This window comes from Amycolatopsis sp. NPDC005232 (genome assembly GCF_040607795.1).
GTDB lineage: Bacteria > Actinomycetota > Actinomycetes > Mycobacteriales > Pseudonocardiaceae > Amycolatopsis.
The window spans coordinates 1-23,347 of the sequence record NZ_JBEXHL010000066.1; the positions used below are offsets into that span (position 1 = coordinate 1).

The following is a 23,347-nucleotide window of genomic DNA, read 5'->3' on the forward strand; positions in this document are numbered from 1 at the left end:
CTTCCGATCTAGCGGTCGGATCGGCCGGGGGCCGATCGCACCGCCCGATCCCAACACCGGCGCGATCTCGCGCCGTGGCCGGAAATGTCGGTGCCCGCCGGTAGCGTACGTGTCCATGAGTGGTCCCCCGGCTTGGGCTTTCGAAAAGCCTCATGTCGCCGCCCCCGACCCGTCCTGGACGGCACGTGGTGTGACCTTGTGCGCGCGCTTGGCCGAGGTGCTCAGGCCGTGGCTGGTCGACGGCGTGGAGCACGTCGGGTCCACGTCGGTGCCGGGGTTGGCGGCCAAGCCGGTGGTGGACGTGATGGCGTCGGTGCGCGATGTCGATGTCGTCGTCGCTTCCGCCGGTGCGGTTCTCGCGGCCGGCGGCTGGGTCTATGTGCCGCCATCGCTGGACGTCGCCTCGCCGTGGCGCCGCTTCTTCGTACTCCCTGACGCCACCGGCGAGCGCCGGGCGGCCCACCTGCACGTGCTCCCGGCCGACCACCCGCGTTGGCACGCCCAGCTCACTTTCCGCGACGCCCTGCGCGCGGACCCGGCCCTGGCCGCGGAGTACGGCCTGCTGAAACGCCGTCTCACCACGGAAACCACCGACCGCGAGGCCTACACCGCAGGAAAAACGGCCTTCGTCACCCGCGTCCTGGCGCGCCGCGAGGTGGTGTTGCCGACCGAGTAGTACTCAGCTCTCCGGCCGGAGCATGGAAAGCAGCAGGTCCGCGAATTGGTCCCCCACCTCGCGCGCCGACAGCGGCCCACCCCGGCGGTACCACGTGCCCAGGTGGTGGACCGAGCCGAAGAAGAAGTCCACGACCAGGTCCGCGGGCTTGTCCGTGCGGAACTCGCCGGAAGCCTGGCCTTCTTCGATCAGGCGGCGGAACCGTTCGTGGTACTTGCGGCGTTCGGCGCGCACGGCCTTGCGCTTGTCGGCGCTGAGCTGGTGCATGGACTGCAGGAAGATGGTGTTGTCGTCGAGGTTGTCGATGCTGCTGACGACCACGTCGGACGCGGCGGCGGCCAGGCGTTCGCGCAGGGGCGCGGCGCTGGAGGCGACGCGTTCGAGCTGGGAGGTCTGCTCGCGCAGCACGCGAGCGTAGATCTCGTAGAGCAGGTCGTCCTTGGAGCCGAAGTAGTGGTACATGGCGCCCTTGGTGACGCCGGCGGCCTCGACGATCTCCTGCACCGACGTGCGGTCGAAGCCCTTCTTCGCGAAGAGCTTCGTCGCGTGCTGAAGCAGGCGGCGAGGCACCGCGGGCGACTCGTCGGAGACGACGGCCTTGCGCGTGCCGGCCCGGGTCATCGCCACACCCCCTCCGGGAACTCAGAGAACAGCCAGCCTACCGGCCGAGGCCGGTCAGTACGCGCCCCCGTGGTCGAGCAGGCGGCGCGGGTTGTCGACGAGCATCGTGGTGAGGTCGGTTTCGCTGACGCCGCGTTCGCGCAGCGCGGGGAGCACGTCGTCGGTGATGTGGAGGTAGTGCCAGTTGGGCAGCACGGCCTCGCGCACCGGTGCCTCGAGCCAGTCGAAGTAGCACGACGCGTCGTGCGAGAGCACCATGCTGCGGGCGTAGCCGCGCTCGCACATCGCCGCGACCGTCGCCACGCGCTGTTCGAACGGCAGGTAGACGTCCAGGCCGAAGCGGTCCATGCCGAGCAGCGAACCGCGGTCGGCCAGGGCCGTGAGGTAGCCGAGGTCGGCCGAGTCGCCGCTGTGCCCGATCAGCACGCGGCTCAGGTCCACGCCCTCGGACTCGAACACGTCCTGCTGCTCCAGCCCGCGCCGCGTGCCCGCGTGCGTGTGGGTCATGATCGGCGCCCCCGTGGCCCGGTGCGCCTTCGCGACCGCGCGCAGCACCCGCTCGACGCCGGGCGTCATCCCAGGTTCGTCGGTGGCGCACTTGAGAATCCCGGCCTTCACGCCGGTGCCGGCGATGCCCTCGGTGATGTCGCCGACGAACATCGCGACCAGCGGGTCGTCACCGCCGAGCGGCGTGCCCGGCCCGCGCAGCGAGAGGTAGTGCGGCACGTCGTGGTAGGTGTACAGACCCGTCGCCACGACGATCTGCAGGCCCACCTCGGCGGCGACCTTCTGCACGCGCGGCACGTAGCGGCCCAGCCCGATCACCGTCGGGTCCACGATCGTGTCGATCCCGGCGTCCTTGAGCGCCTGCAGCTTCGCGATCGCCTCCGGCACGTGCACGGACTCGTCGAACCCGTCGTGCTCCGGGTAGTTGGCCACGAACTCCGGGCTCAGCACGAAGATGTGCTCGTGCATGAGCACCTTGCCCAGCGCCGCCGGCTCGACCGCGCCGCGGACCGTCTCGACCACCGTCACGTCCTCCTAGCCTCGGGCGCGCAGCTCACGCCTCAGGATCTTCCCGCTCGTGGTCTTCGGCAGCTCGGCGAGCACCTCGACCGATCGGGGGTACTTGTAGGCGGCCAGCCGCTCCCGGCAGTAGGCCACCAGCTCGTCGGGATCGGGCGTCGCGCCCGGCGCCGCGCTCACGTACGCCTTCACCGTCTCGCCGCGGTACTCGTCCGGCACACCCACCACAGCGGCCTCGCGGACGCCGGGGTGCGTGTACAGCACGTCCTCGACCTCGCGCGGCCACACCTTGAACCCGGAGGCGTTGATCATGTCCTTCTTGCGGTCCACGACGTAGACCCAGCCACGCTCGTCCATGAACCCGACGTCGCCGGTCAGCAGCCGCCCGCCGGGCAACGCCTCGGCCGTGGCGTCCGGCCGGTTCCAGTAGCCGGGCACGACCATGGGCCCTTCGACGGCGATCTCGCCCGCCTCGCCGAACGGCAGCTCTGTGCCGTCGTCAGCCAGGATCCGCACGATCACGCCGGGCACCGGCAGCCCGATCGACAGCGTGCCCGAAGCCGGGTCGAGGGGCGCCTCGACACCGGCGGGCACCACGACGCAGCCGGCCGTGGTCTCCGTGAGGCCGTAGCCGTTGTGGATGTACTGGCCGAACCGGTCGCGGAACGTGTCGACCACCGCCGGAGGCAGCGCCGCGCCACCGGAGTACAGCGCGTCGAACGACACGAAGTGCTCGGGAGTGACGTCCGGGTGCGCCATCAGCGCCATGTACGCCGTCGACGGGCCGACCATGTACGCCGGCTTGTGCTCCAGCAGCGCCCCGAGCACCACGCCGGCTTCGAAGCGGTACGCGAGCGCCAGCGTGCCGGCGATCTCGATGGCGTAGGCGACCTCGCACACCATCCCGGTGATGTGGAACAGGGGCGCGAGCGCGAACACCGTGGCGCCCGGTTCGACGCGACCGGCGCCGGCGAGGATCACGGCGTTGGTGCCGAGATTGCCGTGGGTGTTGGTGGCGCCCTTGGGTTTCCCGCTCGTGCCGGACGTGTAGCTGATCAGCGCGACGTCGTCGAGGCCGAGCCCGGGGTCGGGCGGCGGATCACCGGGCGTCGAGCGCAGCACCTCGAGCAAGTCGGCCGCACCGGGCGTCGCCTCGCGGCGCACCTTTCCGAGCACGCGCTCGTCGTCGCGGGTCTGCAGGTCGAGCTCGCTCGTGGTCACGGCGATCGTCACCGAGCTGTCGGGCACGAGGGCGCCGACGTAGTCGTGCCACGCGGTTTGTGAGCAGACGAGCGCCTTGACGCCGGCGTCGGTAAGCACGTGACTCAGCTCGCCCGCGCGGTACATCGGGTTGACCGGCACCACGATCCCGCCGGCTTTCCACGCGCCGATCAGGGAAATCACGAACTGGGGGATGTTCTGCAGCACCAGCGCGAGCCGGTCGCCGCGACCGAACCCGGAGGCGGTGAGGTGGCGGGCGAACGCGTCGGAGAGTTCGTCCAGCTCGCGGTAGGTGATCCGGGCGTCGAAGTAGGCCAGCGCCGTGGTTTCCGGCGCCTGCGCGACGGTGCGGCGGAAGGTGGCCAGCGGCGTGGTCGGCGCGAACTCGCTCGCGGCGGCGCGCTGCTCGTCGTAGCTCGCGAGCCAGGGCTTCGCGTCGTACCAGCTCATCCCGCGGCCTCCCTCGGACACCGACCAGTCGGTATGGGGACGCTAGAGAGCCCGCGTGCCGTGCGTCAACCCCGGGTACCCGGAACGGGCAAGCCGGAACGCACGGGCGGGCACGCCGAGGCCCAAGCGCCCCAATGCGGCGTTGGGTGCGCCCAACGCACCGAACGCCGCATTGGGTGCGTTGAATCGGGCCTGGGCGCGCAGCGCCTCCGTTGAGGGCGGCGGCGGGGGCACGGATGGAGCAACCAATGCCACATTGGGGTTGCTCAGTCCTCCGGCAGGGCCTCGATCTTGCGCTGCAGCTTGTTCATGCCGCCGAGCCAGCGGTCGGTCTGTGTGGCGCGCAGCGCGTAGTACTCGGCGACCTCGGGGTGCGGCAGCACGAGGAACCGGCCCTCGTCGATGGCGGTGAACAACGCGTCGGCCACCTGCTCGGGGCCGATCGCCGACGCGCCCATCAGCAGCTGGCCGCGCGGGCCGCTGCTTTCCAGCATCGCCGTGCGCACGCCCTGCGGGCAGATGGCCTGCACCGTGATGCCGCGGTGGCGGTAGGTCGCCGAAAGCCACTCGGCGAAGGCCAGCGCGCCGTGCTTCGTCACCGAGTACGGCGCGGAGCCCAGCGTCGTGAGCAGGCCCGCGGCCGACGCGGTGGCGATGAAATGCCCCTTGCCGCGCTCGAGCCACGCGGGCAGCAGCTGCTTGGCCGCGCGGACGTGGGCCATCACGTTGACGTCCCAGGTGCGGGCCCAGTCGTCCTCGGTGGCCTGCTCGTCGCCGAAGGGCGCGACGCCCGCGTTGGCGCAGAAGACGTCGATCTCGCCCAGCGTCTCGCGGGCGGCCGCGAGGAGCTTCGCGACGCCGTCTTCGCTCGCGACGTCACCGGTGAACGACGTGCCCCCGACCTCGGCGGCCACCTCGGCCGCGGCTTCGCCGTTGAGGTCGGCCACGACCACGCGCGCACCGTCGGCGGCGAAGCGGCGGGCCAGCGCCCGGCCGATCCCGCCGCCGCCACCCGTGATGACGACCCCGGCGCTCACAGGCCACCGCCCAGGGTCACGCCGCCGTCGAGGACCACGGTCTGGCCGGTCATCCAGCCCGCGTCCTCGGAGAGCAGGAACGCCACCGCGCCCGCGATGTCCTCGGGCATACCGAGGCGCTTCATCGGGTAGGCCGCAGCCACTTCCTCTTCCTTGCCCTCGTACAGGGCGGTCGCGAACTTGGTCTTGACCACGGCCGGGGCCACCGCGTTCACGCGGATCTTCGGCCCGAGCTCGGCGCCGAGCTCCTGCGTGAGGCGGATCAGCGCGGCCTTGCTCACGCCGTACATGCCGATGCCGGGCGACGCTCGCAGGCCGGCGATCGAGGCGACGTTGACGACCGAGCCGCCGTGCTCGCCCATCCACGCGTCGCGGGCGCGCCTGGTCCAGGCGATCGGCGCCAGCACGTTCACGGCGAAGATCTTCGCCGCGGCGGCCGGGTCGATGTCGAGCGTGGACCCGTAGACCGGGTTGATGCCGGTGTTGTTCACGAGCATGTCGAGCCTGCCGAAGCGCTCGATCGTCTTGGCCACCGCCTCGTCCTGGTGCCCGGTGTCGTCGGCCTTACCGGGCACGGCGATCGCGAAGTCCTCGCCCCCGAGCTCGGCGACGGCTTCGGCGAGCGGCTCGGGCTTGCGCGCGGTGATGCACACCTTCGCACCCCGCTCGACCAGGCCCTTCGCGATGGCGAGGCCGATCCCGCGGCTGGCGCCGGTCACGATCGCCACGCGGTCCTTGAACGAGTTCACAGCTCTGGTCTCCTGTTCTGCCGCGCACCCCGGCGGCTAAGCGGTCGCTCAGTGGAGGCTACCGTCTTCCGGGAATCGAGTCGCCTCTCTCGGTGCCGGAGGCACTCGGCAGGCAGAGTGCCGGAGCACTCGGCCGGCGCCCGGACACGCCCAGGAGGGCAAGGCCCCTCCGGGAGAAGGACCTCGCCCTGGGCAACCCGGCCGGTCACCCGACGGCGCTCGCGTTCACCGGCCGAGCTCGTCGGCCAAGGTGCGGCGCAGCTCGGCGCGCTGGATCTTGCCGGTCGGTGTCTGCGGGAGCGCGTCGGCGACCCGCACCTGCGCGGGTGCCATGAACTTGGGCAGGTGCTGCCGGGCGTACTCGAGCACGTCCTCGGACTCGAGCCCCGGCGACTTGGGAACCACGAAGGCGATGATGTCGTCTTCGCCGTACTGGGCGCTGGGAATCGCCAAGTCCCGCATCGAGATCGACCAGGTGCGCCTCTACGTCTACCGCACCGCCTGGCTGATCGACCGGCACGGCGCCAAGGGCGCCCGCAGCGAGATCGCCGGCATCAAAGGGTTACCCGTCGATCGGTGGCGCCAGTTCAACACCGTGCTGGTCAACACCGGGTTGACCCGCATCCTCGTCGGCGCCGCGGGGCCGCGGCTGCTCAGCTTCAACGAGCACCAGCACCTCGCCCCGGATCAGGTCACGTACCGCTAGGTCTGAAGCTGACCGACGTTTCACTTAGGACAAACGTTGTCCTGCAACCAGCTTCGCGCCTCGATCCAGCTGGGGTGGCTCGGATCGATCAGCTCGAAGTGGCCGACGTCGGGCAGTTCGAGGTAGTCGACGCGGTCCCCCGCGCTCCGGGCCGCGGCGACGTAGTCCCGGCTGTGGTCGACCGGGACGCGTTCGTCGGCGTCGCCGTGGACGACGAGGTGCGGTTTGCCGAGCGGTAGCCGGAACCGGGGCGACGCGGCCCGGTAGGAGTCGGGGTCGGCTTCGGGTGTGGTGCCCATGAACAGCGGTGCCGCACCTCTCCGAGGGGCACACGCGCACCCGGACCGGACCGGCCGGCCCGTGGACCGTCCGAGACGAGGGGCCGGAGGCACCGCCCGTTCGTCTCGGACCTCAGCGCGCGAGCACCCGCACCAGCCCGCGATCGGCGTCGACCTCGACGAGGTCGCCGGTGGTGATGCGGGCGACCGGGTCGTCGTCGAGGTCGGTGATCGCCGGGACCCTGGTCACGATCGCGCCCAGCGCGGCCTTCGTCGTGAGGTGGGTGAAGACCATCGCGAGCGGCGCGGTGCCCAGCAGCCGGGTGGACTGGAAGAAGCCCGACCACCCCGAGGAACCCTTGGCGCCCGGGAACACCAGGACCTTCCCGGTGAAGCAGACGCCGAACAGCTCGTGCCGGCGTTCGATGATCGTGCCCGTCGCCGGGTCGATGCCGCCCCAGCCCGAGATCGTTTCGTGGGAGACCAGCGCCTCGCCGACGACCCGGCCGGGAACGATGCCCCGGCCGCGCAGCTGCACGCCGGTCATCGGAGGGCCTTCCCGACGGGCGCGAGCGAGCCGCGCCACCGGCCGGTGACAGCGGCGTCGACGCATTCCTCGAGCGTGCCGAACCACGCCTCGATCCCGAGGATCGCGGGCAGGTAGTGGGCCTGCTTCGCGGAGTCGGTCGCGAACACCTTCGTGCCTTCTGGAGCGACACGCGACATCGCCGGGCAGGAGTCGGTGAGGATCCGCCCGCCGGCGCGCCGGATGGTTTCGGTCCAGCCGTTGCGATCGGCGACCGTCCGCAGCGCGCGGGGGGTCATCAGCCACAGTTCGCAGCCGGCCGAGATCGTGCGGCCCTCGAGCGCGCGGGCGACCCGGCCGACCTGCTCCAGCGAAGCGTGCGGGCAGCCCAGCAGCACGAAATCGACGTCCTCGCTGTCCCCGATCGAGTTGAGCGACTCGTAGACGGCACGACGCTCTGCTTCGCCGTACCGGATCGACGCGGGGATCGAACGGCCGCCGAACGCGGCTTCGAGCGTCGGCGCGTCGGGGGTCCGGCCGGGCAGGTGGTACATCTCCACGCCGCCGGACGAAGCGGCGGCGGCACCGAAGTGCTTGAGGTCCGCCAGATCCGGGCTGCCCAGCTCGCCGACGACGACCGGTCGCTCCTCCTGGACGACGTCGCCGGCGAAGTAGCCGAGCAGCCCCCAGTCCTGGAATCCGTTGAGCGCCAGCGTTGTCTCGATGAGGTGCGTGCCGTAGCGGTTTTCCCGGTGGTGGTTGCCCCAGCACGGGATCCGCCCGGTCAGGCTCGCGGCGCCGGTCGAGGCACCACCCTCGCAGTTGGTGCGCGCGCCCAGGACGGAGTTGGCGTAGACGACCGCCGACGACTCCATCCAGGCGACGTGCTCGCCGTAGGTCGGGAGGTTGCCGACCTGGTAGGGCGTGCAGGTGGCGAGCACGTTGACACCGCGGCTGCTCGCGAACGACTCGGCCTCGGCCTGCAGGTCGATCTTGTGCTCGGGGTACGGCATGATGCCGCGCGCGTCTTCGCCGAACCCGTGCTGCAGCTGGCAGGTCGGGACCGCCATCGGCGGGATTTCGAGGTCGTCGTCGCAGTCGAGGCTGATCACCGAGAAAGCCTTCGCCCAGCCCCCTTCGGCCACGAGCTTTTCCTTGGCCGGCGAAGGTTGTGTCGTCGTGCCCGCGACGTTGCGCGTCTCGCACAACCGCTCGGCGCCCAGCGCATCGGCGTAGCGGATCAGCAGATCCATCGCCGCCGCGACCGCGCCGCCTTCCGCGCCGTCGCGCATGCCCTTCTCTTCGTCGGTGAGCCCTACCATCGCTCAGCCCTCCACGTTGTCACGGATGCGGTCACGCAACGCGGTCAGATCGACGTCGTGGACATCGCCACCCAGCGTCAGATCCAGCGCGTGCGCGGCGGCGCTGCCCATCGCCGAGCACGGGCCCATCACCCGCACGCTCGACAGAGCCGCCGCGTCGCCGTCGACGCACCGGCCGGCCGCGATCAGGTTCCGGGCCTCCGGTGAGGTCAGGCTGCGCAGCGGGACGTAGTGCACGTGCTCCGGCCCGAAAGTCTCCCACGCGTAGCCCGACGCCCGGTCGTGCAGCTCCACCGGCCACGCCGTCCGCGCCACCGCGTCCTCGAAACCGGTGCCATTGCGGACCTCGTCGAGGGTGAGCTGGTGATCGGCGGCCAGCCATCGCGTCTGCCGGCGCCCGGGAAAACCGTAGGCCAGCACGGAAGCGTCCTTGAACGCCGCCGGGAACTCGATGCGCAGGAACTCGACGACCCGGTCTGCCTGCGCCCGCCCCCGCAGCTGCGCCTCGGTCGCCTCGACCGCGGTCAGGGGCGCCTCCACGTGGGTCATGTTCATCACGGCGGTGTTGCGTCCCGGGAAGAAGAAAGCGAGCCCGTCGCGACGGAGGAGGCCGTACTCGTCGGCCTTCTCGTCGATGCGGGCCACCAATTCGGCCGGGTCGGGTTTGGCAGACTCGACCAGGCCGGCGAGCCGGATCTGCTGTGAGCCCCACACCGTCCGCTCCGGCACCCGGCACGGCAGCCCGGCTTCCCACGCCAGCGCGGCGTCGCCGGTCGCGTCCACGAATCCCTTGGCGCGCACCGAAACCGGACCGTAGCGGGTCGCGAAGTCCACTTGCTCGATCACCCCGCCTTCGATGGCGACCCCGTTGATCGACGCGCCCAGCACGACCCTGATCCCGAGCTCGGAAACGAGGTTCTCGAACCACCGGCCCAACGCGACCTCGTCGTAGGGCACGGTCTGGGTGTGGGTGCGGTTGTACGCGATGTCGCCGGAACGCTCCAGCGCCGGGAACATCTCGTCGAAGATCCCATGCGTGAGCTGGTGGTATTCGGGAGCGTTTCCGTAGATCCCGCAGAACAGCCCGATCATGGAGTTCACGCACTGTCCACCCAGGACAGGCAGCGCGTCGGCGAGCACGACGTCGCGGCCGCGTCGTTTCGCGTCGATCGCCGCGGTCAGTCCGGCGATCCCCGCGCCGACGACGAGGATGTCGGCTTCGAGCGACTCCACGGAGCGGTCGGCGGGCCGGGTGACGGTGTTCACCCGCAGATCGGTCAGTGCGTGAGGCAACAAAAACTCCTTAGGACGAAGAAGAACGGCGCAGGGTCGCGCCACGGTCGAGCGGTTCCACGGCGTCGGCGTACACACCGAGCCACGAACCCGGGCGAGCCGGCCAGGTCTGCGGCGACCGCGTGCGGGGGTAGTCCGCGAGCCGGTGCTCGAGCTCGGCCGGCGCCACGAGCAGGTCGACGGTGCGGGCCGGGACGTCGATCGCGATCTCGTCCCCGGTGCGCACCACACCGAGCGGGCCGGGGATCCCACCTTCGGGAGTGACCTCCCCGACGACGATGCCCTTGTTCACGAGCCCCGACAGCTGCCCGTCGGTGACGAAGGCGACCTGCTCGCTCAGCCCGGCGCCGTTGAGCGCGAAGACCACAGCCGACGCCATGCCCATCCCCGGGGTTCCGGTGACGCCGAGCCCGCGGAGCACGAGTACTTCGCCGGGCCGCACCTCACCGCGCTCGATCGCCGCGGTGGCCTCGGGCGCCGACTCGTAAACCCGCGCCGGGCCACGGAAAGCGCGCGCCCGGGTCTCGGTGACCGACAGCTTCACGATCGCGGTGCCGGGGCACAAACTGCCCCGCATCAGCACGATCGTCGACTCCGGCCGGATCGGTTCGGCTCTGATCACGGCGGCGTCCACCGTCACACCGGCGAGGTTCTCGGCCATCGTCCGGCCGCTCATCGTCGCGACCGAGCCGTCGACGACGTCGCCGAGCTGGGCCAGCACCGCGCGAGCACCACCGGCGTCGTCGAACTCCTCGATCGACGACGGCCCGTTGGGGCGCACCGCCGTGAGCGGGCCGACGTGGCGGCCGAGCTCCTCGAACAGGCCGTGCACGTCGAAGTCGCCGGGGAGTTCGGCGGCGATCGCCTCGAGGTGCTTGACCGCGTTGATCGACCCGCTGACGGCGATCACCGCGGCCACCGCGTTGCGGACCGCACCGGGTGTCATCACCGTGCTGGGCCGCCGGTCGGCCTCGACCGCGGCCAGAATCGCGGCGCCCGAAGCCCGGACCGCCGCCCACATGGTGTCGCTGTTGGCGCGGGTCGGCGCCGTGCCGGGCAGTGCCATGCCGAGAGCCTCGGCGACGACGTGCATCGTGTTGGCCGTGCCCATGCCCGTGCAAACGCCGGGACCGGTGATCGCCCGGTCCGACATGGCGCACAGGTCGTCGAAGCTGATCGCGCCCGACGCCAGCTTGCCGGCGTCGACGAACACGTCCTCGATGTCCACGCGGCGGCCGTCGTCGAGGGCACCGCAGCTCTGGTAGCCGCACGCGATGACCAACGTCGGCACGTCGGTGCGCGCGGCCGCCATCAGCTGGCCCGGTGTCGTCTTGTCGCACGAGGCCAGGCAGACCATCCCGTCGAGCTGTGCCCCGTCTACGACGGCTTCGATGTCGTAGGACACCAGGTCCCGGCCCGACAGGACGTAGCCACCACCACGGCCGGCGGCCATGATGAAGTCGGTCGGAGCCACGGTCCGGATCTCGAAAGCCAGCCCGCCGGCGGCGTCGATCGACTCCTTCACCGCGGTGGCGATCGCGTCGAGGTGGGCGAAACACGGCGCGAGCCCGGACGACGAGTTGACCACGGCGATCTTGGGCCGCCGGATCTGCTCGTCGGTGTAGCCCATCGACTTCCACTGCGTCCGGGTCGTCGCCCACCGGGGCGAGCCGACCGGGTGGTTGCTGCGTGTGCTGATCGTGGCTCCTCGTTCTTGTCGGGGCGGGATCATTCGGCCGTCTGCGTGGCCCGGCCCGATTCGACCGGCGTGCCGAGCAGCACGGTGCCCTTGGTCTCCGGGCCGATCCACGCGCCGATGAAGAACAGCACGCCACCCAGGACGATCAGCACCACCGCGGTGTACTCGTACGGCAGCACGGCCTGCAGCACGGTGATCCAGACGCTGTAGAGCGCGGGCAGGATGAGGCTGAGGGTGTAGACCGTGCCATAGCCCGAGGAACGGACACCGGCACCGAAGCGCTCGTTGAGGTAGACGACCAGGCAGCCGAGCGGGGCGTTGGGCAGTACGAAGGCGACGAACGCGAGGATGCCGATCGGCAGGAACCCCGCCCCGGACCGCGCGACCAGCACGAGGAACACGTAGGCGAGGCTCGCCCCGACGGTGATGGCGACAGCGCAGCCGAGCAGCAGTTTCCGGCGGCCGATCCGCTGGCCAAGGACGCCGGCGAGGATCATGCCGATGATCGTCGCGACGTTGGCGATGATCTCCAGCGTGCTCACGTTGGACGGGTTCTGGTGCAGGACGCCGACCAGGAGCCCGGGCATGAACGAGAGCACGATCTGGGCGGCGAACCACATACCGGTCATCAGGAGGAAAACCTGACCGAAGCCACGGATGTTACGTCGGCTGAACAGCTCGAAAAGCGGCGCGCGATTTCCCTTTCGCAATTTCTTGAGTGCCTCGAGGTCGACCTCTTTGACGCGCGAATAGTAGGCGACGTACGCGATTCCGAGCAGAAACCCGAAGAAGAACGGAATTCGCCAGCCCCAGGATTGCAGGTCCGGACCGGAAAACCGTTCCAGCACCACGAGCTGAATGATGCTGATGAGCGTGATCGCCGCGGGAGCACCGGCCGCCATCACGCCGCCGACCAGCCCACGCCGGCTCATCGGCGAGCGTTCGATGGCCAGCGGGACCGGCCCCGCGTAGCCGCCACCCAGGAAGACACCGCCGATCAGGCGAAGCAGGATCAAGCCGACGATCGAGCCGTAACCCCAGGTCGCGTAGCCCGGCATGAGGCCGATGAGCAGGGTGACGATCGTGAACCCGACGCCGGTGATGAGGGTGACGCGGCGGCGCCCGATCTTGTCCGCCAGGTTACCGAAGATCGGGCCGCCGATCGGCCGTCCGAGCAGGGTGACGACGAAGATGACGGTCACCAGGGTGACCTTCGTCGTCGCCGGCATGGAGGGCGGTTCGAAGTAGTCCATCACCGCCGGCAGCACGAGCGCGGGCAGATAGATGTCGAAGCTGTCGACGAACAATGAGAGGATGCCGCCGACGATCGATCGTCGTGCTTCCGGAGTCAGTCGCTCGTCTGTCGTGGATACGGTCGTCGACATCCAGGGAATTCCTTCCGATCACGAATACCGCTCCGCTGCGATATATCGCTGACACCGAAGGAGTCTAAGAATCCTCGCCGTAGCCCGGAAGTCAGAAATCCTGATCCCGATAATCAGCCTGGGTTATGGTTGGCGCCCTCAGCCCAGCCGCTCGCCGATCCCGCGCAGCGCCTCTCGCAGCCAGGCGTGCGCGGGATCGAGGTCGAGGTCGTCGTGCCACCACAGCGTCTCGACGATCCCCTCCGGCTCGCCGGGGCACTCGAGGACCGAGATGTCGGACCGCTTCGCGAACTCGACGGCCAGCCGGCGTTGCACCAGCGCGATCCGGTGGGTTCCGACCACGAGCGCGGGCACGGCCTGGTAGCTCTCCACGCTCATCGCGACCCGCGGCGCGAGCCCCAGCGCGGCGAGCCGGCGCGACACCGGCGGCAGCGGCACCCCCGGCTCACGGTGGTATGGCACCACCCAGTCGAGCCGCTGCAGGTCGGCCAGGGTGAGCCCGGTGGCGCCGAGTTCGTGCCCGGCCCACACGACGCAGACCCACTCGTCGCGGAACAGTTCGGCCGAGCGCAGCCGCGGTAGTTCTTCCAGCTCGATCGGCGGTGCGACCACCCCGTCGACGAACCGGACGACCCGCGGCAGATCCGCGCTCAGCGACTCGCGCACGAGCCGGATCCGCAGCCGCGCGCGCGGCGCCTCCCGCTCGAACAACTCGGCCAGCGGCTGCCCGATCACCGACAGCGTGTAATCGGCCATCAGCAGCGTGAACTCCCGCACCGATGTGCCGGGCGCGAAGCTCGATCCGGTGGCGAACAGCTGCTCGGCCGCCGCACACACGTCCTCGACCTGGCGGCCGAGCTGGCGAGCCAGCGGGGTCAGGACGTAACCACGGCCCTCGCGGACCAGCAGCTCGTCGTCGAAGTGCCGCCGCAGCCGCGCCAGCGCCGCGCTCAACGCCGGCTGGCTGACCCCGACCCGCCCCGCCGCGCGGGTCACGTTGCGCTCGCGCAGCAGCTCCCGGAGCACCACGAGCAGGTTGAGGTCGAGCCCGGCCAGCTGCGTCGTGCGGCGACTCACCTGGCTCCACCCGCTCTGTTTCCGGCCATTCCGGTCACTTTACGGGGCCGGGTCGCCGTCGTTGGACGCTGTGACGTGTCTCCCGGGGGACGGGCCGAGGCCGGGCGCTGAGCAAGCGCTCAGGCGGTTTCGGCGTCGAGGGCGCTCCCCGCAGGGCTGCGAGTGTGGGCCCATGCGGGCAGCGCGGTCAGCACCGCGACGGCGAGCAGGATGGCGAGTACCGCGGTGAGCAGCCACGTGCCCGGGGGCGTGACCTGGGTTCCGAACAGCCAGTACAGCCCGAGCCCGACCGGGACACCCGTCACCACTCCGGGCACGGCGGGCAGGAGCTGCGAGACGCTCAACGCCGCAACGACCTGGCCGGGTGTGGCGCCCAGAGTTCGGGAGATGGTCAGCGCGCGGCGGGCCTGCACGGCGGTGCTCCAGCCGAGCAGCACGGTGTTCAAAGTGGACAGGGCGATCAGCGCGACGGTGACCGCGAGCAGCACCTGACCGGTTTGGTCGGTCCGCACTTCGATGGGGCCGAACCGCTCGACGGCCGGAGTCGCATCGAGATCGGCGTGCCACGTGAGCAGCGCGGTGACCATGAGGGTGGTGACGGCGGTGCCCGCTGAGGCCAGCGCGGCGCGGCCGGGCCGGCCGGCGACCAGCCGGACACCGAGCAGCATCGACGTCGGCAGGTACGCCGTCAGGGCGGTCAGGCGCGGGTGCGCATGCGCCGTCTCGGCCAGGGCGTGGACGGTGCTGCCGCGGGCCGCCCGCGCGGCGGGACCGAGCGCGCCGGTCACGGCGACCACGACAGCCAGCAGCACCGCGGCGAAAACGGTGCCGGCACCGGGAGGGCTGACGGTGTCGAGCAATCCGGCACTGGGATCGACCAGGTGGGGTGCGGCCACCGTCGCGGCGGTCAATCCGAATGCCGTGGCCACGAGAGTGAGCACCAGGTACTGCGCCAGCAGCACGGCGGCGACCGTGCCGGGCCCCGCGCCGACGGCCTTGAGCACTGCCGCACGCCGATTGTCGCGGGCGGCGCGCGCGGTGGCGAGCGCCGCGAGGGTGACCATCGCGGCGATGGCGAGCAGCCAGCCACCGATGACCAGCGTGGGCCGGGTGAACTCGATGATGGCCTTGTCCGTCTGCAGGACGTTCTGCCAGTAGTGGAAGAACGTGTCGCCGTCGGGACGCAAGGCCCGGACCGCCGCGGACTTCCCGAACCCGGTGGCCGCATCGGGGTCGGACAGCTTCAGGTAGATCAGATGGACGCCGGAATCACCGCCCGCCGCCGCGCGGGCGTCGGCGGTGGGGAGCCAGACCATCCCACCGGCGTCGGACGGCCCGATCTGCGCCGGGTCACCCCACGGATACACCGCGGTCGCCGCGCTGATCGCGATCCCGACGACGGGAACGCTACGGCCACTGACCGTGATCCGGTCCCCGACACCCACGCCGAGCGACTGGGCGAAGCCGCGCTCGATCACCGCTCCACCGGCACTCACCCAGGTTCCCGAAGTCACCCATGGACGGTCCACAGAGGACGTTTCGGCGGCACGCCCCTCCACCGCGGAGTGCGCGGAACGGCCGTGCGCCTGGATGGTGGTGTCGAACGCGAAGAACGGGCCCCCGACCGCGGTCACGCCGGGCACCCGGGCCAGGCGCGACGCGAAGGCTGCGGGGTCGGGGTCCGCGGTCACCGACATCACGTCGGGGCCGGCGGTGGCCTCCCGGGTCTTCGCGTACCCGTCGGACACCGCGCCGGTGGTCGCGATGCCGACCGTCAGGCTGACGCTGGCGAGAGTGACGGCGACCAGGAAGGTCGCGGCCTCGGCCGGACGGCGGCGCAGATCGCGCGCGGCCAAGCGCCACATCAGCAGCAGGCGCCCCACTGCTCAGCCCTCCCAGCTCAGGAGCGCGCCGAGCGGTCGGGTGCCGCCGTCCAGGCGGGTGTCGTCGAGCAGCGTTCCGTCGCGCAGGGCGACGACGCGGTCCGCCGTGGCGGCGACGCGCTCGTCGTGGGTGACCACGACCAGGGTCTGGCGGGCGGCGCGCAGTTCGCCGAAAAGCCGCAGGATGTCCCGGGTCGCGGTGCTGTCGAGGTTTCCGGTCGGCTCGTCCGCGAAGACCACCAGCGGCTCATTGACCAGCGCACGGGCGATCGCGACCCGCTGCCGCTGCCCGCCGGACAGCTCCGAGGGCAGGTGCCGGGCCCGGTTGGCGAGTCCGACCCGCTCGAGGAGCCCGGTGGCACGGGTGCGGGCCGCCCGAGGCGAGGCGCCGGCGAGCAGCGCGGCCAGCTCGACGTTCTCCACCGCGCTCAGCTCGTCCATCAGGTGGAAGGACTGGAAGACGAAGCCGATGGCGCGGCGCCGCAGCCGGGCCAGCGCCCGCTCGCCGAGGTGGTCGATGCGCCGGCCGCCGAGCCACACCTCGCCGCCGGTCGGCCGGTCGAGACCGCCGAGCAGCTGCAGAAGGGTCGATTTGCCGCAGCCGCTGGGACCGGTCACCGCGAGCATCTGTCCGCCGGGCACGTCGAGGTCGACCGCGTCGACGGCGCGCACCACGCTCTTGCCCTGTCCATACGCCCGCGACAGACCGACCGCGCGCACCACCCCGGGCCGGCCCCTCTCCCGCGGTGCCCGGCCGCCGACCAACCGACCGTCTCTCGTCATCCGTTCCCTCCGTCTTTCCCCCGCGTGGCGCGGGCGGCCCAGGTCCGCTCACACGCCTCCAGCCAGCGCAGATCGGCCTGCAACCGCAGGGCGACGCCCTCCAGCAGCAGTCCGGCCTCCGAGTTCGGGTCGTGATCAAGGGTGGCCTGCTGGGCCTCGGCGAGGCTGCGCATCAGCTCGCGCCGCCGCGCATCCACCAGCGCGAGCGGATCGGCCAGGCCCGACTCGGCGGCGGCCACGAGCTTCAGGTGGAACTCCGGCACGTCCGCTCTCGGCCCGGCGCTCTCGCCCATCCACGCGGTCACCCGCTCCTGCCCGGCCGCCGTCAGCGCGTACACCTTGCGCCGCGGGCCGCGCACCGGCGCGTCCTCGCGGTCCTGCACGACCAGGCCCGACTTCTCGAGCCGCGCGAGCGTCACGTAGACCTGCCCCACGTTCAGCGTCTCCCCCAGCGGTCCCAGCGCCGCCACCAGCCGGCGGCGCAGGTCATATCCGTGCGACGGCTCCTTGGCCAGCAACGCCAGCACCACGTCCTGCACGACCCGTCCTCCCCTGCGGTACCGCAATAGATAGCGGTTAACTAAAAAGGTGTCAACCACCGGTCTCCGGCAACTGCCGATCAGGGACGCATCACCGGATCCCTGCACAAAGCAAGCGCCACGCCGAGATTTCCGGGGATTCATCCCCCAGCGTCCGACTTCGTCGAGCAGACACTCCGACGGGGTGCGTACGACTCTCCACACCGCCATCTCCAGCCGATCTGTCGGGTTAGCCGGAAGCCTGCGCCGGTCAAGCGGTGGTCGGATGTCTGAGCCGCGAATCTCCGCCCTCATCCCCCGAGCCGGAACTAGGTGTGGTGACCATGGACGTTGCTGACTGGTGACATGCGTCCCATTGATCTATGTGTGGGCTTGACTTCAAGCGCTTCAAGTATCGGAGGCTTCCCCCATGGCAGCAGCGACCGGAGAGCAAGCGGCGGGTCTGACCGTTCAGGAGATGGCGCGACGGTCGGGTTTCAGTGAGCCCACGCTTCGCTACTACGAGAAGATCGGCCTGCTCGGAGCGGTCGCCCGGGACCAGTCCAGTGGTCATCGCCGGTACGAGCCGGCGACCGCGGCCCGCGTCGAGGCGCTGTCTTGCCTGCGTTCGGCGGGAGTGACGGTCAGCGGGATGCGCCGCTACCTGGACCTGCTCGCCCGCGGAGACTCGGCGGCGGCCGATCAGCGGGATCTGTTCGCCTCGCAGGCGGAAAAGCTGGCCGCTGACATTGAGCAGCTTCAGCTGCGCCTGACGTATCTGCGGCGAAAGGCGGATCTGTGGGACGCCCGGGTCCGTGGGGACGCCACCGCCGAGAAGCGCGCGGGCGCAGCGATCTTGCACGTACTGGAACAATTCACACACTGAAGGACCGAACAAAAATGAGCACAGACGATCTCACCGTCTCCAACCTCGGACGCGGCACGGTACTGGTCACCGGCGGTACCGGTTTCGTCGGCGGACACTCGATCGCCCGGCTGCTGCACGAGGGGTATCGGACCCGCGTGACGGTTCGGGAGTCCGGACAGGAGGCCGCGGTACTGGCAGCCCTCCAGCAAGCCGAGGTGGATCCGGCGGATCGGCTGGAGTTCGCTGTCGCCAACCTCACCGCCGACGAGGGCTGGGAGGAAGCCATGCGCGGCGTCAGTCACGTACTGCACCACGCGTCGCCTTTCCCCGCCACTGCGCCCGAGACCGAGGACGAACTCATCATCCCCGCCCGTGACGGTGCGCTGCGGGTCATCTCCGCGGCCCGAAAGGCCGGGGTAACGAGGATCGTGATGACGTCCTCCTACGCCGCAGTCGGATACACAGTGAAGCCCGACAACCACTACTCGGAGGCGGACTGGACCGACCCAAACACCGAGGGCCTGCCCGCCTACCACAAGTCGAAGGTCCTCGCCGAACGTGCGGCCTGGAACTACGTCCACACCCACGAAGACATCGAGCTGACCGTCGTCAACCCCACCGGCATTTTCGGCCCCCAACTGGGCACCCGGCCGTCCGGCTCGGTAGGCCTGGTCGGAGGCATGCTGACCGGGCAGATGCCCTCGGTGCCGATCATGTACTTCGGCGTCGTCGACGTACGTGACGTCGTGGACCTGCATCTACGGGCCATGCTGCACCCGAACGCGGCGGGCGAGCGCTTCATCGCCGTGAGCGGATCGTCGATCAGCTTCTTCCAAATGGCACAGATCCTGCGTGAGCACTTCCCCGCCGCAGCCGCCATGCTGCCTTCCGTCGAACTGACCGTTGAGCAGGTACACGAGGCCGCGAAGACACAGCCGGCCCTGCGGGACGCCGCGGCCCTGCAGGGCCGGATCCCGGTCATCAGCAATGAAAAGGCCCGCACGATGCTGGGCTGGACGCCCCGGGATGTCACCGAGACGATCGTGGCAACCGCCGACAGCCAGATCCGACGGGGCCTGACCCCGCCCGAGAACAACAGGCTCCAGCCGTGACCGGCACGCCTTGCGACGGGCCCGAACGGCAGCCGCGAACGAGCGTGCTCGACCCGCCGAGCCGAACCCGCACGGTCCGCCTGACGACCTACTGCAACGACGGCACCGCGATCCCGACCCCGGTATGACACGTGGTGCAGGCAGTGAACTCACGCGACTACGAGAGGAACTCCCGATGTCCCGAGCCGTGGTCCTGACCGGATTTGGTCCGCCCAGTGTCCTCGAACTTCGTGATGTAGAGGTCGGACCGCCCGGCGCCGGTCAGATCCGCGTCGCGGTGACCTTCGCCGGAGTCGGCCCCACAGACCTCGCAATCCGCGCCGGGTATGTGAAAGCGTTTCCCGCCCGACCGGACGGAGGACCGGCGCAGGCGTGAGTTCGCACTCCGGTTCTTGCGGACGTGGTGATGGCGTCGATCTGGCTGCTGCTCGTCGACGTCTTCTGACCATCGCGACAGCCGAGCGGTGGAAGGCTCACCACCGCCGTCGGGGCTCGGGGCGGACGCACGCCGCCGCTGCCGGCGGTGGAGTGACGGTCTGACGCCGGACGTCGCGCACATTCGCCGGTGTGGTGCGACGTCCCGTTGGAGATTCTCGATTTCCCGGGCGAGGACCGTTATCCGGGGTCGGTGTCAGTGGGTAATTCCAGGCCGCACAGCAATACTGTGCTGCGTTGGAAGAAGAGGTTCGCCAAGCTCACCGTAGGCGTCCTCGATGTGCAGTAAACTCATTCCCCAGCGCAACTGCGCCCGGCGGTGGGGCTCGCCGGACCCGAACCGCGGCTTCGGCCGCCAACGGTCCCTACCTGGTCCACGATCCCAGCAATCACAGGTTGGGGTGCGCGCCCATGACAAGTCCGGCCATGCCGCTCGGCGGCCCACCCGGGATGGCTCTCCGCGCCTGCGTCGATCCGCCGGCGCGCATTGAACTGCCGAAACCCGCCTGGTGGCAAGCCATCGCGACCAGCGGCGTAGTCCTGGTGTCCTGAGCCCGCCGCAATCCGTCCTCGATAACGCGAAGGAGACAGGAGAACATGTTCACCAACGCCGACGAGATCCTCCGCTTCATCGCCGATGAGGACGTCCAGTTCATCGACGTCCAGTTCTGCGACCTGCCCGGCATCATGCAGCACTTCACCGTCCCGGCCGTCTCCTTTGACGCGGAGTCCTTCACCGACGGGCTCGCCTTCGACGGCTCGTCGGTCCGCGGGTTCCAATCGATCCACGAGTCGGACATGCTGCTGTTTCCCGACCCGGTCACGGCCCGCGTCGATCCGTTCCGAGCCCAGAAGACGCTCGCGATGAACTTCTTCGTGCACGACCCGTTCACGCACGAGGCGTACAGCCGTGACCCGCGCAACATCGCCCGCAAGGCCGAGCAGTACATCACCGAATCCAGCATCGCGGACCGGGCGTTCTTCGGGCCGGAAGCGGAGTTCTACATCTTCGACTCCGTCCGGTTCGACTCCGCGGAGAACGGCGCCTTCCACGAGGTCGACTCGATCGAGGGCTGGTGGAACACAGGCGCCGACGAAGCCGGCGGGAACCAGGGCTACAAGACGCCGTACAAGGGCGGCTACTTCCCCGTCCCACCACGGGATCACTACGCCGACCTGCGTGATGAGATGGTGCGCAACTTGGCCGGCGTCGGGATCGTCGTCGAGAAGGCGCACCACGAGGTCGGCAGCGGCGGCCAGGCCGAGGTCAACTACAAGTTCAACACCCTCCTGCACGCCGCGGACGACCTGCAGTTGTTCAAGTACATCGTGAAGAACACCGCCTGGGCGGCCGGCAAGACCGTCACTTTCATGCCCAAACCGCTCTTCGGCGACAACGGCTCCGGCATGCACTGCCACCAATCCCTGTGGGACGAGAACGGGCCCCTGTTCTACGACGAGACCGGTTACGGCGGCCTGTCCGACATCGGGCGCCACTACGTCGGCGGCATCCTGCACCACGCGCCGAGCCTGCTGGCCTTCACCAACCCGACGATGAACTCCTACCACCGCCTCGTTCCCGGCTACGAGGCACCGATCAACCTCGTGTACTCCCAGCGCAACCGCTCCGCCTGCGTCCGAATCCCGATCACCGGCGCCAGCCCCAAGGCCAAGCGCATCGAATTCCGCTGCCCCGACTCCTCGGGCAACCCGTACCTCGCGTTCGCCGCCATGCTGATGGCCGGCCTCGACGGGATCCACAACAAGACCGAACCGGCGCCGCCGATCGACAAGGACCTCTACGAACTGCCACCCGACGAAGCCCGCGACGTCGCCCAGGTCCCCGGGTCTCTGGAGGCTGTGATCGACCGGTTGGAAACCGACCACGAGTTCCTCCTCAGAGGTGGCGTGTTCACCCCGGACGTGATCGAGACCTGGATCGACTTCAAGCGGGAGCACGAAATCGACCCGCTGCGGCTGCGCCCGCACCCGTTCGAGTTCGCTTTGTACTACGACGTGTGAGGGGTGACGGCTCTGAACAACCGGGATCGGACCCGGCTTTCGCCGCCGCTGGTACCGATCTTCCCCACCGATCGGAGGCCGCGATGACATTTCCCGAGGACTACCTGCATCCGGTGGGCCGCGGCGCGGTTTTCATCGAACACCAGCACCGGCACCCGCGGGTCGACAAGTCGGCGTACATCGCCCCGACAGCCGTGCTGTGTGGAGATATCACCGTCGGGCCGCACAGCCGGGTCCTCTTCGGCGCTGTGCTCACCGCGGAGGGAGGCCCGGTCGAGATCGGCGCGCACTGCGTGATCATGGAGCACGCGGTGCTGCGCGGCTCCCTGCGCCATCCGGTTCGCCTCGGGGACCACGTCCTGGTCGGGCCGCACGCTCACCTCAGTGGCTGCGTCGTGGAAGGCAACGCGCGAGTTGCGACCGGCGCGATGCTGTACAACGGCGCGCGCATCGGGTCCGGCGCCGATGTCGGGTTCGGGGCCGTGGTGCACGTGAACACCGTGGTTCCGCCGGGAACGGCGGTGCCGATCGGCTGGTTCGCCGGCGGTGACCCGGTTCGGCTGATCCCACCGCAGCAGTGGGAACGCATCACCGCGGTGATGGAACCGCTCGACTACCAGGGAACCGTCTTCGGCGTGACCGAGGCGCCGGGCGAACCGGTGATGACCCGGATCGCGCAACGCTACGCGCGGGCGCTCGCACTGCATCGCTACGACGAGAACGTCACCCCGGAATTGCTCGACGAGCCGGACGGTGAGCGGAGGGATCGCGTGTGACCCGGCTTCCTCCCGATGAACGCCGATCAGTTCCTTCCGGAGTGGCACGGAGAGAACACACACGCAAGCCAAGGGAAGACCTCGAACGAGCGGACTGGCCGCTCCCAGCGGGCGCAAAGAGCTCGCGGAGCGAGCGAAACCACAGAGTCCCCATGGCTCCTTGAAATGATCGAAAACTTCACCGGCCTCTACATCGCCTACGACGCCAGGAAGCTCTACGTCACCGACCGCCTGCTCTCAGCTCAGATTCATCCCAGCCCACAGGGTAAATGGGACTGTTCCAAGATCGGCGCTTCCGGCCGGACACGCCGGGCTGCGGTCCGGCGGGATGCGGTTGCCGCACCGCGCGACAGTCGTCGGCATGGACGGACCGATCTTATCGGCTCCGGTCCGTCAGTCCACATTGGACAATCTGCGGAAGGAGGCGAACGCGCATGCCTCCTGACCCACGCGATCCGACCTGCAACGCGACCCGCAAGACCTGCCCGATCTGCTGGGAAGCGTTCGTGGCCACCGGCCCGCAAGCCAAGACCCGGCTCTACTGCTCACCCCGGTGCAAACGCACCACCGGCGCCCGCCGGGAGGTCGAGCGCACCACGCCCGCGTCCAGCGTCGCCAGGCCCTTCGGGACACGGGCGCCTGCGGCGACCCCGCCGGCGCCCGCGGCGCCGCTGCCACACTCCGCCGCTGACACCAGTTGCGCTGCAGTCCTCAGCTGGGGCATTTCAGCGAGCGCGTCCGGCCCACTTCAGAGAGCGCCATCAGAGTACGGCGGTAGTGCTGCCTCACCGCTGGGTCGGGTATCAGCGGCGGGTTTGGATCTTCAGGTCGCCTGCGGTCGCAGTGCGGATGTGGTCACTGGCGAGCATGTCGTGCGGGTAGCC

23 protein-coding genes are annotated in these 23,347 nt (G+C 69.9%); 7 read left to right on the forward strand and 16 right to left on the reverse strand.

Annotation, left to right across the window (positions count from 1 at the left end):
- The first annotated feature begins 115 nt into the window (after window positions 1-115).
- Complete coding sequence (locus tag ABZU76_RS50175; protein ID WP_354885180.1) at window positions 116-676, forward strand: GrpB family protein; 561 nt, start codon at window positions 116-118, stop codon at window positions 674-676.
- 3 nt (window positions 677-679) lie between these two features.
- On the opposite strand, the gene ABZU76_RS50180 is transcribed toward ABZU76_RS50175, so the two are convergent.
- The 6 genes from ABZU76_RS50180 to ABZU76_RS50205 all read right to left on the reverse strand — a co-directional run bounded on the left by ABZU76_RS50180 (window position 680) and on the right by ABZU76_RS50205 (window position 6,185).
- On the reverse strand, window positions 680-1,297 hold the full coding sequence (locus ABZU76_RS50180; protein ID WP_354885183.1) for a TetR/AcrR family transcriptional regulator: 618 nt from the start codon (window positions 1,295-1,297) through the stop codon (window positions 680-682).
- Window positions 1,298-1,351: 54 nt separating this feature from the next.
- Window positions 1,352-2,326: a phosphotriesterase-related protein gene (locus tag ABZU76_RS50185; RefSeq protein WP_354885186.1), complete on the reverse strand. Its 975-nt coding sequence runs from the start codon at window positions 2,324-2,326 to the stop codon at window positions 1,352-1,354.
- 12 nt (window positions 2,327-2,338) lie between these two features.
- On the reverse strand, window positions 2,339-3,994 hold the full coding sequence (locus ABZU76_RS50190) for an AMP-binding protein (RefSeq protein WP_354885189.1): 1,656 nt from the start codon (window positions 3,992-3,994) through the stop codon (window positions 2,339-2,341).
- A gap of 266 nt (window positions 3,995-4,260) precedes the next feature.
- Window positions 4,261-5,031 carry an SDR family oxidoreductase gene (locus ABZU76_RS50195; RefSeq protein WP_220238804.1) on the reverse strand — a complete coding sequence of 257 codons (771 nt, stop codon included), beginning with the start codon at window positions 5,029-5,031 and terminating at the stop codon, window positions 4,261-4,263.
- Complete coding sequence (locus tag ABZU76_RS50200) at window positions 5,028-5,780, reverse strand: SDR family oxidoreductase (RefSeq protein WP_220238803.1); 753 nt, start codon at window positions 5,778-5,780, stop codon at window positions 5,028-5,030. Before ABZU76_RS50200 ends, ABZU76_RS50195 begins: the two co-directional genes overlap by 4 nt.
- 225 nt (window positions 5,781-6,005) lie before the next feature.
- Window positions 6,006-6,185, reverse strand: coding sequence for a hypothetical protein (locus tag ABZU76_RS50205; protein ID WP_354885194.1), 180 nt, complete (start codon window positions 6,183-6,185; stop codon window positions 6,006-6,008).
- Between ABZU76_RS50205 and ABZU76_RS50210 the strand changes: the two genes are divergently transcribed.
- On the forward strand, window positions 6,175-6,486 hold the full coding sequence (locus tag ABZU76_RS50210) for a hypothetical protein (protein ID WP_354885196.1): 312 nt from the start codon (window positions 6,175-6,177) through the stop codon (window positions 6,484-6,486). The two genes, ABZU76_RS50205 and ABZU76_RS50210, sit on opposite strands and share 11 nt — an antisense overlap.
- Window positions 6,487-6,506: 20 nt before the next feature.
- Here the strand turns inward: ABZU76_RS50210 and ABZU76_RS50215 are convergent, their stop codons facing one another.
- The 10 genes from ABZU76_RS50215 to ABZU76_RS50260 all read right to left on the reverse strand — a co-directional run bounded on the left by ABZU76_RS50215 (window position 6,507) and on the right by ABZU76_RS50260 (window position 17,271).
- Window positions 6,507-6,785, reverse strand: coding sequence for a prolyl oligopeptidase family serine peptidase (locus ABZU76_RS50215; protein WP_354885199.1), 279 nt, complete (start codon window positions 6,783-6,785; stop codon window positions 6,507-6,509).
- Between the two features lie 112 nt (window positions 6,786-6,897).
- Window positions 6,898-7,311 carry a DUF126 domain-containing protein gene (locus ABZU76_RS50220; RefSeq protein ID WP_354885202.1) on the reverse strand — a complete coding sequence of 138 codons (414 nt, stop codon included), beginning with the start codon at window positions 7,309-7,311 and terminating at the stop codon, window positions 6,898-6,900.
- Window positions 7,308-8,612: an aconitase X catalytic domain-containing protein gene (locus ABZU76_RS50225; protein WP_354885205.1), complete on the reverse strand. Its 1,305-nt coding sequence runs from the start codon at window positions 8,610-8,612 to the stop codon at window positions 7,308-7,310. The genes ABZU76_RS50220 and ABZU76_RS50225 overlap by 4 nt, the downstream gene beginning before the upstream one ends.
- A 3-nt stretch (window positions 8,613-8,615) precedes the next feature.
- A complete protein-coding gene (locus ABZU76_RS50230) occupies window positions 8,616-9,905 on the reverse strand; it encodes an FAD-dependent oxidoreductase (protein ID WP_354885208.1) in 1,290 nt (429 codons plus the stop codon).
- A 10-nt stretch (window positions 9,906-9,915) separates the two neighbouring features.
- Window positions 9,916-11,535: a dihydroxy-acid dehydratase gene (locus tag ABZU76_RS50235; protein WP_354885211.1), complete on the reverse strand. Its 1,620-nt coding sequence runs from the start codon at window positions 11,533-11,535 to the stop codon at window positions 9,916-9,918.
- 98 nt (window positions 11,536-11,633) lie between these two features.
- A complete protein-coding gene (locus ABZU76_RS50240; RefSeq protein WP_354885214.1) occupies window positions 11,634-12,989 on the reverse strand; it encodes an MFS transporter in 1,356 nt (451 codons plus the stop codon).
- Window positions 12,990-13,127: 138 nt separating this feature from the next.
- Complete coding sequence (locus ABZU76_RS50245; protein ID WP_354885217.1) at window positions 13,128-14,066, reverse strand: LysR family transcriptional regulator; 939 nt, start codon at window positions 14,064-14,066, stop codon at window positions 13,128-13,130.
- A gap of 119 nt (window positions 14,067-14,185) precedes the next feature.
- Window positions 14,186-15,949 carry an FtsX-like permease family protein gene (locus ABZU76_RS50250; protein ID WP_354885220.1) on the reverse strand — a complete coding sequence of 588 codons (1,764 nt, stop codon included), beginning with the start codon at window positions 15,947-15,949 and terminating at the stop codon, window positions 14,186-14,188.
- A gap of 3 nt (window positions 15,950-15,952) precedes the next feature.
- The gene (locus ABZU76_RS50255; RefSeq protein WP_354885223.1) at window positions 15,953-16,732 is read right to left on the reverse strand and encodes an ABC transporter ATP-binding protein; all 780 of its coding nucleotides are present in this window, start codon (window positions 16,730-16,732) and stop codon (window positions 15,953-15,955) included.
- Window positions 16,729-17,271 carry a PadR family transcriptional regulator gene (locus ABZU76_RS50260; protein ID WP_354885226.1) on the reverse strand — a complete coding sequence of 181 codons (543 nt, stop codon included), beginning with the start codon at window positions 17,269-17,271 and terminating at the stop codon, window positions 16,729-16,731. The genes ABZU76_RS50255 and ABZU76_RS50260 overlap by 4 nt, the downstream gene beginning before the upstream one ends.
- Before the next feature lie 409 nt (window positions 17,272-17,680).
- Between ABZU76_RS50260 and ABZU76_RS50265 the strand changes: the two genes are divergently transcribed.
- The 5 genes from ABZU76_RS50265 to ABZU76_RS50285 all read left to right on the forward strand — a co-directional run bounded on the left by ABZU76_RS50265 (window position 17,681) and on the right by ABZU76_RS50285 (window position 22,463).
- On the forward strand, window positions 17,681-18,136 hold the full coding sequence (locus tag ABZU76_RS50265; RefSeq protein WP_354885228.1) for a MerR family transcriptional regulator: 456 nt from the start codon (window positions 17,681-17,683) through the stop codon (window positions 18,134-18,136).
- Between the two features lie 14 nt (window positions 18,137-18,150).
- Window positions 18,151-19,230, forward strand: coding sequence for an NAD-dependent epimerase/dehydratase family protein (locus tag ABZU76_RS50270; protein ID WP_354885240.1), 1,080 nt, complete (start codon window positions 18,151-18,153; stop codon window positions 19,228-19,230).
- A complete protein-coding gene (locus tag ABZU76_RS50275; RefSeq protein WP_354885231.1) occupies window positions 19,227-19,358 on the forward strand; it encodes a hypothetical protein in 132 nt (43 codons plus the stop codon). The genes ABZU76_RS50270 and ABZU76_RS50275 overlap by 4 nt, the downstream gene beginning before the upstream one ends.
- 904 nt (window positions 19,359-20,262) lie before the next feature.
- Window positions 20,263-21,687 carry a type I glutamate--ammonia ligase gene (gene glnA / locus ABZU76_RS50280; protein ID WP_354885234.1) on the forward strand — a complete coding sequence of 475 codons (1,425 nt, stop codon included), beginning with the start codon at window positions 20,263-20,265 and terminating at the stop codon, window positions 21,685-21,687.
- A gap of 83 nt (window positions 21,688-21,770) precedes the next feature.
- Window positions 21,771-22,463, forward strand: a complete 693-nt coding sequence (locus tag ABZU76_RS50285; protein ID WP_354885237.1) for a gamma carbonic anhydrase family protein — start codon at window positions 21,771-21,773, stop codon at window positions 22,461-22,463.
- Window positions 22,464-23,347: the final 884 nt, after the last annotated feature.

Coding starts and splice junctions, on each gene's coding strand:
- ABZU76_RS50175 (WP_354885180.1), top strand. CDS start 116: ATGAGTGGTCCCCCGGCTTGGGCTTTCGAAAAGCCTCATGTCGCCGCC.
- ABZU76_RS50180 (WP_354885183.1), bottom strand. CDS start 1,297: ATGACCCGGGCCGGCACGCGCAAGGCCGTCGTCTCCGACGAGTCGCCC.
- ABZU76_RS50190 (WP_354885189.1), bottom strand. CDS start 3,994: ATGAGCTGGTACGACGCGAAGCCCTGGCTCGCGAGCTACGACGAGCAG.
- ABZU76_RS50215 (WP_354885199.1), bottom strand. CDS start 6,785: ATGGGCACCACACCCGAAGCCGACCCCGACTCCTACCGGGCCGCGTCG.
- ABZU76_RS50220 (WP_354885202.1), bottom strand. CDS start 7,311: ATGACCGGCGTGCAGCTGCGCGGCCGGGGCATCGTTCCCGGCCGGGTC.
- ABZU76_RS50225 (WP_354885205.1), bottom strand. CDS start 8,612: ATGGTAGGGCTCACCGACGAAGAGAAGGGCATGCGCGACGGCGCGGAA.
- ABZU76_RS50235 (WP_354885211.1), bottom strand. CDS start 11,535: ATGGGCTACACCGACGAGCAGATCCGGCGGCCCAAGATCGCCGTGGTC.
- ABZU76_RS50240 (WP_354885214.1), bottom strand. CDS start 12,989: ATGTCGACGACCGTATCCACGACAGACGAGCGACTGACTCCGGAAGCA.
- ABZU76_RS50255 (WP_354885223.1), bottom strand. CDS start 16,732: ATGACGAGAGACGGTCGGTTGGTCGGCGGCCGGGCACCGCGGGAGAGG.
- ABZU76_RS50265 (WP_354885228.1), top strand. CDS start 17,681: ATGGCAGCAGCGACCGGAGAGCAAGCGGCGGGTCTGACCGTTCAGGAG.
- ABZU76_RS50270 (WP_354885240.1), top strand. CDS start 18,151: ATGAGCACAGACGATCTCACCGTCTCCAACCTCGGACGCGGCACGGTA.
- glnA (WP_354885234.1), top strand. CDS start 20,263: ATGTTCACCAACGCCGACGAGATCCTCCGCTTCATCGCCGATGAGGAC.
- ABZU76_RS50285 (WP_354885237.1), top strand. CDS start 21,771: ATGACATTTCCCGAGGACTACCTGCATCCGGTGGGCCGCGGCGCGGTT.